The sequence below is a fragment of the Streptomyces sp. DSM 120436 genome (genome assembly GCF_055778765.1).
In genome coordinates this window covers 1,019,704-1,032,143 of the sequence record NZ_JBSKBS010000002.1, presented here as the reverse complement: position 1 = coordinate 1,032,143, position 12,440 = coordinate 1,019,704, and the positions used below count along the sequence as shown (strand labels likewise).

The following is a 12,440-nucleotide window of genomic DNA, read 5'->3' as shown; positions in this document are numbered from 1 at the left end:
TACCCCATGACGTCCACCGTGCCCAACGCCGTCGAGCACGCCGACGAGCAGCAGCCGCCGATCACCATGTTCGGCCCGGACTTCCCGTACGCGTACGACGACTTCCTGGCCCACCCCGCCGGGATCGGGCAGGTCCCGGCGACCGAGCACGGCACCGAGGTCGCCGTGATCGGCGGTGGGCTGTCCGGGATCGTCGCCGCGTACGAGCTGATGAAGATGGGGCTCAAGCCGGTCGTGTACGAGGCCGACCGGATCGGCGGGCGGCTGCGGACCGTCGGTTTCGAGGGATGCGACGCGTCGCTCACGGCGGAGATGGGCGCCATGCGTTTCCCGCCGTCGTCCACGGCGCTGCAGCACTACATCGACCTCGTGGGTCTGCAGACCCGGCCGTTCCCCAATCCGCTGGCCGAGGCGACCCCTTCGACCGTGGTGGACCTGAAGGGCGAGTCGCACTACGCCGAGACGATGGACGATCTGCCGCAGGTCTACCGGGACGTCGCCGACGCCTGGGCGCGGTGCCTGGAGGAGGGGGCCGACTTCTCCGACATGAACAGGGCCCTGCGCGAGCGGGACGTGCCGCGGATCCGGGAGATCTGGTCGCGGCTGGTGGAGAAGCTCGACAACCAGACGTTCTACGGCTTCCTCTGCGAGTCGGAGGCCTTCTCGTCCTTCCGGCACCGGGAGATCTTCGGACAGGTCGGGTTCGGCACCGGCGGGTGGGACACCGACTTCCCGAACTCGATCCTGGAGATCCTGCGGGTCGTCTACACCGAGGCCGACGACCACCACCGGGGGATCGTGGGCGGGTCGCAGCAGCTGCCGCTCAGGCTGTGGGAGCGGGAGCCGGAGAAGATCGTCCACTGGCCGTACGGCACCTCGCTGAAGTCCCTGCACGTGGCCGGGGAGCCGCGTCCCGCCGTCACGCGGCTCGGACGGACCGCCGGCAACCGGATCACCGTGACCGACGCGCGCGGTGACATCCGTACGTACCGGGCGGCCGTCTTCACCGCGCAGTCGTGGATGCTGCTGTCGAAGATCGACTGCGACGACTCGCTCTTCCCGATCGACCACTGGACCGCGATCGAGCGCACCCACTACATGGAGAGCTCCAAGCTCTTCGTGCCCGTGGACCGGCCGTTCTGGCTGGACAAGGACGAGCAGACCGGGCGGGACGTCATGTCGATGACGCTCACCGACCGGATGACCCGCGGCACGTATCTCCTGGACAACGGTCCGGACAAGCCCGCCGTCATCTGCCTCTCCTACACCTGGTGCGACGACAGTCTGAAGTGGCTGCCGCTGTCCGCGAACGAGCGGATGGAGGTCATGCTGAAGTCGCTCGGCGAGATCTACCCGAAGGTCGACATCCGGAAGCACATCATCGGCAACCCGGTGACCGTCTCCTGGGAGAACGAGCCCTACTTCATGGGCGCGTTCAAGGCCAATCTTCCGGGCCACTACCGCTACCAGCGGCGGCTGTTCACCCACTTCATGCAGGACCGGCTGCCGGAGGACAAGCGGGGCCTGTTCCTCGCCGGTGACGACATCTCCTGGACGGCCGGCTGGGCCGAGGGCGCCGTGCAGACCGCGCTCAACGCGGTGTGGGGCGTGATGCACCACCTCGGGGGCGCCACCGACCCGGCCAACCCGGGCCCCGGCGACCTGTTCGACGAGATCGCGCCCGTCGAACTCCCGGAGGACTGAGGTCAGCCGGGCAGCGGGGTGAGCAGCATGCGCCCCGCGAACCCCATCGCGGTGTCCAGCCGTTCGGTGAACTCCGCCGCCACGTCGGGCAGCCGGCGCAGCGCCCACAGGGCGCGCGCCGCCGTCCAGGCCGCGTCCCGGGCGCGCTCCAGGCTCCACGCGCCGAGCAGATGGGTCAGCGGATCGGCGATCCGCAGCAGCTCGGGGCCGGGGACCAGCTCCTCGCGGACGCGCTCCTCCAGCGACAGGAGGAGTTCGCCCACGGCGTCGAACTCGTCCTCCAGGTCGGCGGGTTCGCAGTCGAGCGTACGGCAGGTGTCCACCACGGCCAGCGCGAGGTCGTGCCCGATGTGCGCGTTGATGCCCGCCAGCGCGAACTGCACCGGACGCACCCCGGGGTGGCGGCGGAACTGGAACAGCGGACGCCAGCAGGCGGGGGGACGCCGGCCGTCCGCCGCCGCGTCCACCGCGGCCAGGTAGCGTTCGGCGAACCGCACGTCCAGCGTGATCACCGCACGGGTGTCGGGGAAGTGGCCGGCGTCGATGCGGCGGTCCACGGCTTGTGTCACGGCGAGGTAGACACGGTTGAAGACCGCGACCCCGTCCCGCGCGGGCAGGGCCGCCTCGAGGGCGCGCATACGGGCGACGACCCCGTCGACCGGGGTGAGGACTTGTTCGCGGTGCGCCATGAGCGCAGGGTGACACCTTTAGGGTGGCACCAGCGGCGGCGGGCCCGGCGCTTCCCCGGAACGGGGGAACGCGCCCGCCGCGGGGGAGGGAGAAGCACAAGGTGGCGGATTCGCGTGCCCGGAGACTGTCCGCGCGCCGTGCGGAGCGCCGGCGTGCCGCGCGGCGGACCGCGTTGGTCGCGGCGGCCTCGGCCGTGGTCGTGGCCGGCACCGTCTCCGGGGTGATCTCGGCGGCCGGGGAGGGGCGGGACGCGCCGGAGGCCCGGCCGGTGACGTCCGCGTCGCCGCGTCTCGTTCCGCTGCCCGCCGTTCCCTCGACGTCCCCGTCGGCCACCGTGCCCGCCTCGCCGTCGGTCCGGCCGCGGCGGACGAGCGCCTCGCCCTCCGCGTCGCCGGGCGTGCGGAAGGAACCCGGTGTGAAGAAGCGGACCGTCCCCGTGTCCGCGCGGCTCTACCGGCACCCCGCTTCCCGGGTGCTCGACTGGGTGCGGGCGCATCCCGGCGACCCGCGCCGGCCGGTCATCGAGTCGCGGATAGCGGAGCAGCCCGCGGCCGTGTGGTTCGCGGACTGGTCGCCGGACACGGTCACCGCGCGGGTGAGGGCGGTGACGTCCGGCGGGGCCGCGCAGGGGCGGGTGCCCGTCGTCGTGCCGTACGCGATACCCGGCCGGGACTGCGACGGGCACTCCGAGGGCGGCGCGCCGGACTTCGACGCCTACGACGACTGGATCGACCGGTTCGCCGCCGGGCTCGGCAGCGGGGAGGTCGTGGTGATCCTGGAGCCCGACTCGGTCGCGCAGGCCGACTGCCTGTCCGCCGGGCAGCGGGCCGAGCGGTTCGCCTCGCTGGCCCGTGCCGGGAGGGTGCTCAAGGAGGCCGACGCCCGCGCCCGCGTCTACTTCGACGCCGGGCACTCCGGCTGGCACACGCCCGCGAAACAGGCGGACCTGCTGCGGCAGGCGGGGGCCGCCTCGCCCGTGTCGTCGGACGGGATCTTCAGCAACGTGTCCAACTTCCACGCCACCGCCGACGAGATCGCCTACGACCGCGCCGTGCTGGACGCCCTCGGCACGGCGGGCCTCGGCGCGGTGATCGACACCAGCCGCAACGGCAACGGCGCCCCCGCCGACGGCGAGTGGTGCGACCCCGCGGGCCGCAGACTGGGCCGGGCCCCGACGCTCAGCACCGGCGAGGCCCGGATCGACGCCTACCTGTGGGTGAAGCTCCCCGGCGAGTCCGACGGCTGCAAGGGCGCGCCGGGCACCTTCAGCCCGTCGTACGCCTACGACTTGGCACGCTGACCGTCCTGCGGGCCGGCGCCCGTGTCGTAGGAGGACGTGCCCTCGTCGAGCAGCGGCCTCTGGGTCTTGAGGTGGGCGGGCGCGAAGGCGCGCAGCGCGTGGTAGCCGGTGATGACGACGACGGTGCCGAGGGCGATGCCGCTGAGCGAGAAGGTGTCGGTGAACTCCATGGAGACGTTGCCGACGCCGATGATGATGCCCGCCGCGGCCGGCACCAGGTTCAGCGGATTGCGCAGGTCCACCTTGGCGTTGATCCAGATCTGCGCGCCGAGCAGGCCGATCATGCCGTACAGGATGACGGTGATGCCGCCCAGCACACCGCCGGGGATCGCGGCCACGACCGCGCCGAACTTGGGGCACAGGCCGAACAGCAGGGCGAAGCCGGCGGCGGCCCAGTAGGCGGCGGTGGAGTAGACGCGGGTCGCGGCCATCACGCCGATGTTCTCGGAGTAGGTGGTGTTGGGCGGGCCGCCGACCGCGGTGGACAGCATGGAGCCGACGCCGTCGGCGGAGATGGCCGTGCCGAGCTTGTCGTCGAGGTCGTCGCCGGTCATCTCGCCGACCGCCTTCACATGGCCCGCGTTCTCGGCGATCAGCGCGATGACCACCGGCAGGGCGACCAGGATCGCCGACCACTCGAAGGACGGCCCGTGGAAGTCCGGCAGGCCGATCCAGTCCGCCCGGCCCACGCCCGACAGGTCCAGGCGCCAGTGGTCGGTGACCTCGCCGCTCCCGTCGGCCGAGTGGATCTGTCCGAAGATCCGGTCCAGCGCCCAGGACAGCGCGTACCCGAAGAGCAGACCGAGGAAGATCGCGATGCGGGACCAGAAGCCGCGCAGGCAGACCACGGCCAGTCCGGTGAACAGCATCACGGACAGGGCGGTCCACTGGTCCTGCGGCCAGTACGTCGAGGCGGTCACCGGCGCCAGGTTGAAGCCGATCAGCATCACCACCGCGCCGGTCACCACGGGCGGCATCGCCGCGTGGATGATCCGTGCGCCGAAGCGCCGCACCGCGAGGCCGGCCAGGAACAGCGCGGCCCCCACCACGAACACCGCGCCCGTCACCGTGGCGCTGGAGCCGCCGTCCGCCCGGATCACCGCGGCCACGCCGACGAAGGAGAGCGAGCAGCCCAGGTAGCTGGGCACCCGGCCGCGGGTGGCCAGCAGGAAGATCACGGTCGCGACGCCCGACATCATGATCGCCAGGTTCGGGTCGAGGCCCATGAGGACGGGCGCCACGAAGGACGCGCCGAACATGGCGACCACGTGCTGGGCGCCGAGGCCCGCGGTGCGCGGCCAGGAGAGGCGCTCGTCGGGACGGACGACCGCCCCGGGTGCCGGAGTGCGTCCGTCTCCGTGCAGTTTCCAGCGGACGCCGAGATCCATGGGGTTGTCGCTTTCTCGAAAGGTCAGCGTGTCCGCACCATTGTGCGGTCCGCACGGACGTGGTTCGCACAGGTGGCCGGACGGATGAGCGCGTCTGAGCGTCCGCTTAGGATGAGGGCACGCCGTTGACCGATGCACACGGCACCTTTCCCGTACGTCCCAGGAGCACCGCACGTGACCGCCGAAGCCCCGCCCGCGCCCGCCCTCTCCCACGGCCGGCTGATGCCCGTGACCGTCCACTTCGACGACCTCGACGCGCTGGGGTTGCTGCACAACGCCCGTTACCCCCTGCTCGTCGAGCGCGCCTGGGCCGAGTGGATGCAGGCGGGCGGCGTCGCCTTCGACGGCGACTGGGCCGCCGCCGGCGACGCCTGCAACGCGGTCAGGGAACTGCGCCTCACCTACGAGGCCCCGGTGACCCGGCCCGGCCCCTACGCCGTCCACCTGTGGGTGGAGCGGCTCGGCACCACCGGGCTCACCTACGGCTTCCGGTTCTGCTCGGCGGACGGCGCGGTGACCTACGCGCGGGGCAGCCGGGTGCTGGTGCGGCTGGACGCCACGACCCTGCGCCCGGCGCCCTGGAGCGAGGAGTTCAGGGGCGCCGTTCGGGAACTGCTGCGTCCGGACGCGTGACCTTCACCCGGTCGCCCGCGCGCAGTACCCGCGCGAAGCCCGCGATGCCGCAGCTCAGTACCGTCACCAGCACGAACGACACCACCAGGCTGGTCGCCTGGGCCAGCAGGCCGATCGCGCTCGGGGCGATCAGCCCCGAGGTGTAGGTGATGGTCGCCACGCCCGCGATGGCCAGACTCGGGTTGGAGCCGCTGCGGCCGGCGGCGGCGAAGCACAGCGGGACGACCACCGCGATGCCCAGTCCCATCAGCGCGAACCCGGTCATCGCGACGGCGGGGTGGCCGGCGGACACGATCAGCACGCCGCCGAGCAGGGCGACCACGCCGCTCGCGCGGACCGTGCGCACCGCGCCGTAGCGGTCCACCACCCGGTCGCCGGCGATGCGGGCGACCGCCATGGTGAGCGTGAAGCCGGTCGTGCAGGCGGCCGCGAGGCCCGCGGAGGTCCCCAGACTGGTCGCGCAGGTAGACCGCCGACCAGTCCAGGCTCGCCCCCTCGGCGAACACCGCGCAGAAGCCGATCGCGCCGATCAGCAGCGCCGAGCGCGGCGGCAGCGCGAACCGGGGCGGCGGCTCCTCGTCCTCGGTCGGCTGCAGGTCGAGCACCCAGGCGCAGGCCGCGAAGCCCACGACCGTCAGCACGGCGGCGGCCAGCGCGTGGTGCAGCCGGGCGTCCGAGCCGAGATGCGCGGCGAGCGTGCCCGCCGCCGAGCCGATCACGGCGCCGACGCTCCACATGCCGTGCAGCCCCGACATGATCGACCGGTCGAGCCGGTTCTCCACCTCGACGCCGAGGGCGTTCATCGCCACGTCCGACATGCCGGCCGTGGCGCCGTAGACGAACAGGGCCAGGCACAGGGTGAGCATGTCCGGGGCGGCGGCCGGCAGCACCAGCGACAGCGTCCACAGGGCGAGCAGTCCGCGCAGCGCGTTACGGGCGCCGAAGCGGTGCGAGATGCGGCCCGCGAGCGGCATCGCCAGGGACGCGCCCAGCGCGGGGAAGGCCAGCGCGAGGCCCAGCTGCCCGGCGCTGACCCCCGCGTGGTCCTGGATCCAGGGGACCCGGGTCGCGAACGAGCCGGTGACCGCGCCGTGCACGGCGAACACGGCGGCCACGGCGTACCGTGCCCGCTTCACCTCGTGTGGTGTGTGGACCACCGCACTCATCGATCCGCCCTTCCCTGACTCACCGCCGTCGTGCGCGCGCCGCTCACTGCCGTCGTGCGCGCCGCCGTAAACTATCAGGAACCCTGCCTGAAAGAAACGGGTACTCCGGGACACGGCACCCGCCGGCCGGGCCCGCCGATCTGGAAGGATCCCGGCATGGCCGCATCCCCGAGCACCGCCCGAGCCATCAACGACCGGCTCGCCCTGCGCCTGCTCCAGCAGGAGGGCCCGCTGACCGCCGGGCAGTTGAAGGAACTCACCGGGCTCTCCCGGCCCACCGTCGCCGACCTCGTCGAACGCCTCACCGAGGCCGGACTGATCGAGGTCGCCGGCGAGGCCCGTGCCCAGCGGCGGGGGCCCAACGCCAAGCTGTACGGCATCGTCGCCGACCGCGCGCACCTGGCCGCCCTGGACGTGCGCACCGAGGGCGTCGCCCTGGTCGTCTCCGACCTCGTCGGCGGGGTGCTGGCCGAGGCCTCCCTGCCCATCGCCGACGACACCGGCACGGGCCTTGCCGTCGAGCAGGCCGTCGCCCTGGTCGAACGGACGGCCAAGGAGGCGGGCGCCGACCGGCTGCACACGGTGGGCGTCGGCGCGCCCGGCCTGATCGACCCCGCGACCGGCGAACTGCGCGACTCCACGAGCCTGCCGGAGTGGCACCGGCGCCTGGTCGCCGTGCTCCAGGAGCGGCTGCCCGACGCCCGGGTCAGCGCGGAGAACGAGACCAACCTCGCCGCGCTGGCCGAGCAGCGCGACGGGGCCGCCCGCGACCGCGACACCTTCGTCCTCCTGTGGCTCGGCCACGGCACCGGCGCCGCCGTGATCCTCGGCGGCGCCCTGCTCCGGGGCGCCTCCGGCGGCACCGGGGAGATCGGCTTCCTGCCCGTGCCGGGCACCCCGGGCCTGCCGTCGGCCACCGACTGCGCGGGCGGCTTCCACTCCCTGGCCGGCGCCGCGGCGGTCGCGCGACTCGCGGGCGAATGCGGCGTCGCACCGGAACCCGGGACCGAGCCGGAGGCGGCGGGTGCCGTACGGGCGGCCGTCGCCGCACCGCAGCGTGTGGTGCACACGCGCTTCCTCGACGCCCTGGCCGACCGGATCGCCGTGGGCGTCGCCGCCGTGGTCGCGCTCCTCGACCCCGGGTGCGTGGTCCTGGGCGGCGAGATCGGGCAGGCGGGCGGCGAGACGCTGGCCGCGCGGGTCCACGACCGCCTGACGGCGATGTCCCCGCTCCCTGTCGACGTGCGGCCGAGCACCCTGGGCGGAGGAGCGGTGCTGCGCGGGGCGCTGCTCACGGCGCGGGACCGGGCCCAGGACGAGCTGTTCGGGGTGCCGGGGCATTGACGGCGGCTGCGGTGGTCCGTCTGCCGGCGGGCGGCGGGACGCCGGCCGCGCGGGTTCACGGCCGGGTGGCCGTGATGTCCCCGCACCGGCGGCGGGCAGGGAGCCGTACGCGGTCCGGCTTCGCCGGGGCGGGCGACGGCCGGGCGTGTCCGTGCGTGGTGAGGCCCGGCGGCGGGCAAGGGCCGTCGTCACCGCCGCCGGGCCGGTCCTGAGGGGGAGTCGGCGCCGTCCCGGTCCCGCGGGACGCCGCTCTCGGTGAAGGTGGATCGGACCCTAAAAGGACTAGACCATTTCGTCAAGAGGGGTGGACCGATCCCCGGTGCGGCGACGACCGGGCGTGCGGCCGGGGAAGTTGTGCGCCGCGCGACCCTCGGTGGCCGCCCGGTCGCCCCCTGTGAGTCACGCCACACCACTCACTCGCGTGGCCGAGTCCGGGCCGTGGCAGACTGGGGCAGTACCAGTAGCAGCGCACTCCGGGGTCGGTGAAAGTCCGAACCGGCGGTTACAGTCCGCGACCCGGTCGCCTCCAGCGGCCGGTTGACCAGGTGAAATTCCTGGACCGACGGTTAAAGTCCGGATGGGAGGCAGTGCGCGGCGGGCGGGCATCCGTGCGCGCCGCCGTACCGGTTCGCCCTTCGGGCGTGCCCTGTCCGGCGTCGCTCCCGGTGTCCTCGCTCGTGATCCTGTCGTCATCGACAGCCCCGGAGTCCGTGCCCGAAGAGGCAGGAGGACCCGGGAAGTGTTCACCGGAATCGTCGAAGAGCTGGGCGAGGTCACCGCCGTCGAGACCCTCGACGACGCCTGTCGCTTCCGGCTGCGCGGCCCCCTCGTCACCCGGGGCGCCCGGCACGGAGACTCCATCGCCGTCAACGGGGTGTGCCTCACCGTCGTCGAGCACGAGGGCGACGAGTTCACCGCCGACGTCATGGCGGAGACCCTCGGCCGCTCCAGCCTCGGCGCCCTCACCGTCGGCTCCCGCGTCAACCTCGAGCGGCCCACCGCCGTCGGCGACCGCCTCGGCGGCCACATCGTGCAGGGCCATGTCGACGGCACCGGCGAGATCCTCGAGCGCACCCCCTCCGAGCACTGGGAGATCGTCAGGATCTCCCTCCCCGCGGACCTGAGCCGCTACGTCGTGGAGAAGGGCTCCATCACCGTCGACGGCATCAGCCTCACCGTCGTCGACGCCGGACGCGACCACTTCACCGTCAGCCTCATCCCCACCACCCTCGCCCTGACCACCCTCGGCCTCAAGAAGCCCGGGGACCCGGTCAACCTCGAGGTGGACGTCATCGCCAAGTACGTCGAGCGGATGCTCGGCGACCGCGTCGCCGGTGAGGAGGCCTCCCGGTGAACTGGCTCAACTCCGAGGCCTTCACCCTGTTCGGCCAGCACATCAAGTGGTCGGACATGATCGGCAACGTGATCGGCCTGATCGGCCTCGCCCTCGGCTGGCGCCGCTCCCTGTGGACCTGGCCCGTCCAGTTCCTCTCCGGGCTCATCCTCTTCGCCGCGTTCGCCACCGCCCACCTCTCCGGCAGCGCCGGCAAGCAGGTCGTGGTCATGCTCGTCGCCGCCTGGGGCTTCCGGCAGTGGCAGCACGGCCGGCAGCAGGCTCAGGACGGCTCCGTCGCCGTCCGGTTCGCCACCTGGCGCGAGCGGGGCGTGCTGCTCGCCGGGGCCGCCCTCGGCACCCTCGCCGTCGGAAGCCTCTTCACCGCCTACCCGTCCCTGTCCTGGGACCCCTGGCCGGACGCCTACATCTTCGTCGGCACGGTCGTCGCGATGTACGCCCAGGCCCGCGGCATGGTCGAGTTCTGGTTCGCCTGGCTGCTCGTCGACCTCGTCGGCGTCCCGCTGAACTTTGCCAACGGCTTCGCCTTCTCCGGCTTCGTCTACGTCATCTACGGCGCACTCGTCCTGTGGGGCATGCGCGACTGGTGGCTGCGCACCCGCGAGGCGCGGCCCGCACTGGAAGGAGCGTCGGCATGAGCGCCCGCCCGTCACCCGCCACCACCCCGAACGAGGCTCCCCCGGAGCGGAAGGCCTGGGGGGACCCCCCTCGCGCCACCCCCTCGATCCCACCGATCCTGTACGACACCGAGGACCTCGACCTCCGGCTCGACCCCGTCGAGCAGGCGATCGCCGACATCGCCGCCGGCCGCCCCGTGGTGGTCGTCGACGACGAGGACCGGGAGAACGAGGGCGACCTGATCGTCGCCGCCGAGAAGGTGACCGAGGAGATCGTCGCCTTCATGATGACCGAGTGCCGCGGCATGATCTGCGCCCCCATGACGGGCGAGGAGCTCGACCGGCTGGACATCCCGCAGATGGTGGCGCAGAACACCGAGTCGATGCGGACCGCGTTCACCGTCACCGTCGACGGCTCCGCCGCCCACGGGGTGACCACCGGCATCTCCGCCTCCGACCGGGCCACCACGCTCCGGCTGCTGGCCTGCGGCACCGCCGCGCCGGACGACTTCGTCCGCCCCGGCCACGTCTTCCCGCTGCGCGCCCGCCCCGGCGGCGTGCTCGAGCGCGACGGCCACACCGAGGCCGCCGTCGACCTGGCCCGCCTCGCGGGACTGCGCCCGGCCGGCGCCATCGTGGAGATCGCCGGCGAGGACGGCCGCATGCTGCGCCTGCCCGAACTGGTCCCCTTCGCCCGCAAGCACAGCCTGTCGATCATCTCCATCGAGGACCTGATCGCCTACCGCCGCGGCAGCGAGCCCACCGTCCGCCGCGAGGCCGAGGTGCGGCTGCCCACCTCCCACGGCACCTTCACCGCGTACGGCTTCCGCTCCACCGTCGACGGCGTCGAGCACGTCGCCCTGGTGCACGGCGACCTCGGCGACGGCGAGGACGTCCTCGTGCGCGTGCACTCCGAGTGCCTCACCGGAGACGTCTTCGGCTCCCGGCGCTGCGACTGCGGCCCCCAGCTCGACGCCTCCCTGGACCGCATCCAGGCCGAGGGCCGCGGCGTCGTCGTCTACCTGCGCGGCCACGAGGGACGCGGCATCGGCCTGATGTCCAAGCTGCGCGCCTACGAACTGCAGGAGCGCGGCCGCGACACCCTCGACGCCAACCTCGAACTCGGCCTGCCCGCCGACGCCCGCGACTACGCCGCGGGCGCGCGGATCCTCGCCGACCTCGGCGTCCGCAGCGTCCGCCTGATGACCAACAACCCCGACAAGTGCGACGCGCTCGCCCGCCACGGCATCGGCGTCCGCCGGCGCGAGCCGATGCCCGTCACCGCGAGCGAGCACAACCTCCGCTACCTGCGCACCAAGCGGGACCGGATGGGCCACGACCTGCCCTGGCTGGACACGCCGACCGTGCCCGCCTGCGGCAACCAGTGAGAGAACCACGAGGAGAGACGTGAGCGGCAAGGGTGCACCGGAGCTGACCGTACGCAATGTGGGTGACCTGCGGGTCGCCGTCGTCGCGGCACAGTGGCACGAGAAGGTGATGGACGGACTGGTGGACGGGGCCCTGCGCGCCCTGCACGACCTGGGCATCGACGAGCCGACCCTGCTCCGGGTCCCCGGCAGCTGGGAACTGCCCGTCGTCGCCAAGGTGCTGGCCGGCCGGGGCTACGACGCGATCGTCGCCCTCGGCGTCGTCATCCGGGGCGGCACACCCCACTTCGACTACGTGTGCCAGGGCGTCACCCAGGGGCTCACCCAGGTGTCCGTCGACACCGGCGTCCCCGTCGGCTTCGGCGTCCTCACGTGCGACGACGAACAGCAGGCCCTGGACCGCGCCGGGCTGCCCGGCTCCCGCGAGGACAAGGGGCACGAGGCGGTCACCGCGGCCGTCGCCACCGCCGCCTGCCTGCGCTCGGTGTCCGAACCCTGGCGGTGAGCAGTCCCCGTCACCGCGTAGGGTAAGGACCACCATGTCCAAGAAGACGTTCGAGGAGCTCTTCACCGAGCTCCAGCACAAGGCCGCCCACGGGGACCCCGCCACCTCCCGCACCGCCGAGCTGGTGGACAAGGGCGTCCATGCCATCGGCAAGAAGGTCGTCGAGGAGGCCGCCGAGGTCTGGATGGCCGCCGAGTACGAGGGCAAGGAGGCGGCCGCCGAGGAGATCTCGCAGCTGCTGTACCACGTCCAGGTGATGATGGTCGCCCGCGGCATCTCCCTCGACGACGTCTACGCCCACCTGTAAGAAGCCCCGCCCCTCCCCTCCCGTTCCAAGCGAAGGAAGCCGAC

At 72.9% G+C, this 12,440-nt stretch carries 11 protein-coding genes, 1 pseudogene and 1 riboswitch; of the genes and pseudogenes, 9 read left to right on the top strand and 3 right to left on the bottom strand.

Annotated elements, in window-relative coordinates:
- Positions 1–6 precede the first annotated feature (6 nt).
- Positions 7–1,704, top strand: coding sequence for a flavin monoamine oxidase family protein (locus tag ACWH4W_RS26655; protein WP_473078380.1), 1,698 nt, complete (start codon positions 7–9; stop codon positions 1,702–1,704).
- A 2-nt stretch (positions 1,705–1,706) separates the two neighbouring features.
- On the opposite strand, the gene ACWH4W_RS26650 is transcribed toward ACWH4W_RS26655, so the two are convergent.
- A complete protein-coding gene (locus ACWH4W_RS26650) occupies positions 1,707–2,393 on the bottom strand; it encodes a DUF5995 family protein (RefSeq protein ID WP_473078379.1) in 687 nt (228 codons plus the stop codon).
- Positions 2,394–2,566: 173 nt separating this feature from the next.
- Between ACWH4W_RS26650 and ACWH4W_RS26645 the strand changes: the two genes are divergently transcribed.
- Positions 2,567–3,694 carry a glycoside hydrolase family 6 protein gene (locus tag ACWH4W_RS26645; protein ID WP_473079269.1) on the top strand — a complete coding sequence of 376 codons (1,128 nt, stop codon included), beginning with the start codon at positions 2,567–2,569 and terminating at the stop codon, positions 3,692–3,694.
- Here ACWH4W_RS26645 and ACWH4W_RS26640 read toward each other — a convergent pair.
- Positions 3,676–5,082, bottom strand: a complete 1,407-nt coding sequence (locus ACWH4W_RS26640) for a uracil-xanthine permease family protein (protein WP_473078378.1) — start codon at positions 5,080–5,082, stop codon at positions 3,676–3,678. The genes ACWH4W_RS26645 and ACWH4W_RS26640 overlap by 19 nt on opposite strands.
- A 174-nt stretch (positions 5,083–5,256) precedes the next feature.
- On the opposite strand from ACWH4W_RS26640, the gene ACWH4W_RS26635 reads away from it, so the two are divergent.
- Entirely contained in the window at positions 5,257–5,715 is a 459-nt protein-coding gene (locus ACWH4W_RS26635; protein WP_473078377.1) for an acyl-CoA thioesterase, read from the top strand.
- Here the strand turns inward: ACWH4W_RS26635 and ACWH4W_RS26630 are convergent.
- Positions 5,675–6,881 (bottom strand): annotated as a pseudogene (locus ACWH4W_RS26630) (MFS transporter). The gene ACWH4W_RS26635 and the pseudogene ACWH4W_RS26630 overlap by 41 nt on opposite strands.
- Positions 6,882–7,037: 156 nt before the next feature.
- On the opposite strand from ACWH4W_RS26630, the gene ACWH4W_RS26625 reads away from it, so the two are divergent.
- The 6 genes from ACWH4W_RS26625 (at position 7,038) to ACWH4W_RS26600 (ending at position 12,396) form a co-directional block, all read left to right on the top strand.
- Complete coding sequence (locus ACWH4W_RS26625) at positions 7,038–8,225, top strand: ROK family transcriptional regulator (protein ID WP_473078376.1); 1,188 nt, start codon at positions 7,038–7,040, stop codon at positions 8,223–8,225.
- Between the two features lie 464 nt (positions 8,226–8,689).
- Positions 8,690–8,820, top strand: a riboswitch (FMN riboswitch).
- Positions 8,821–8,964: 144 nt separating this feature from the next.
- Complete coding sequence (locus ACWH4W_RS26620; RefSeq protein ID WP_473078375.1) at positions 8,965–9,579, top strand: riboflavin synthase; 615 nt, start codon at positions 8,965–8,967, stop codon at positions 9,577–9,579.
- Positions 9,576–10,217, top strand: coding sequence for a nicotinamide mononucleotide transporter family protein (locus tag ACWH4W_RS26615; RefSeq protein WP_473078374.1), 642 nt, complete (start codon positions 9,576–9,578; stop codon positions 10,215–10,217). Before ACWH4W_RS26620 ends, ACWH4W_RS26615 begins: the two co-directional genes overlap by 4 nt.
- Positions 10,214–11,584 carry a bifunctional 3,4-dihydroxy-2-butanone-4-phosphate synthase/GTP cyclohydrolase II gene (locus ACWH4W_RS26610; protein WP_473078373.1) on the top strand — a complete coding sequence of 457 codons (1,371 nt, stop codon included), beginning with the start codon at positions 10,214–10,216 and terminating at the stop codon, positions 11,582–11,584. The genes ACWH4W_RS26615 and ACWH4W_RS26610 overlap by 4 nt, the downstream gene beginning before the upstream one ends.
- A 19-nt stretch (positions 11,585–11,603) precedes the next feature.
- A complete protein-coding gene (ribH, locus tag ACWH4W_RS26605) occupies positions 11,604–12,089 on the top strand; it encodes a 6,7-dimethyl-8-ribityllumazine synthase (RefSeq protein ID WP_106415166.1) in 486 nt (161 codons plus the stop codon).
- 34 nt (positions 12,090–12,123) lie between these two features.
- The gene (locus ACWH4W_RS26600) at positions 12,124–12,396 is read left to right on the top strand and encodes a phosphoribosyl-ATP diphosphatase (RefSeq protein ID WP_004990764.1); all 273 of its coding nucleotides are present in this window, start codon (positions 12,124–12,126) and stop codon (positions 12,394–12,396) included.
- The last annotated feature ends 44 nt before the right edge of the window (positions 12,397–12,440 follow it).

Coding starts and splice junctions, on each gene's coding strand:
- ACWH4W_RS26655 (WP_473078380.1), top strand. CDS start 7: ATGACGTCCACCGTGCCCAACGCCGTCGAGCACGCCGACGAGCAGCAG.
- ACWH4W_RS26650 (WP_473078379.1), bottom strand. CDS start 2,393: ATGGCGCACCGCGAACAAGTCCTCACCCCGGTCGACGGGGTCGTCGCC.
- ACWH4W_RS26640 (WP_473078378.1), bottom strand. CDS start 5,082: ATGGATCTCGGCGTCCGCTGGAAACTGCACGGAGACGGACGCACTCCG.
- ACWH4W_RS26625 (WP_473078376.1), top strand. CDS start 7,038: ATGGCCGCATCCCCGAGCACCGCCCGAGCCATCAACGACCGGCTCGCC.
- ACWH4W_RS26610 (WP_473078373.1), top strand. CDS start 10,214: ATGAGCGCCCGCCCGTCACCCGCCACCACCCCGAACGAGGCTCCCCCG.
- ACWH4W_RS26600 (WP_004990764.1), top strand. CDS start 12,124: ATGTCCAAGAAGACGTTCGAGGAGCTCTTCACCGAGCTCCAGCACAAG.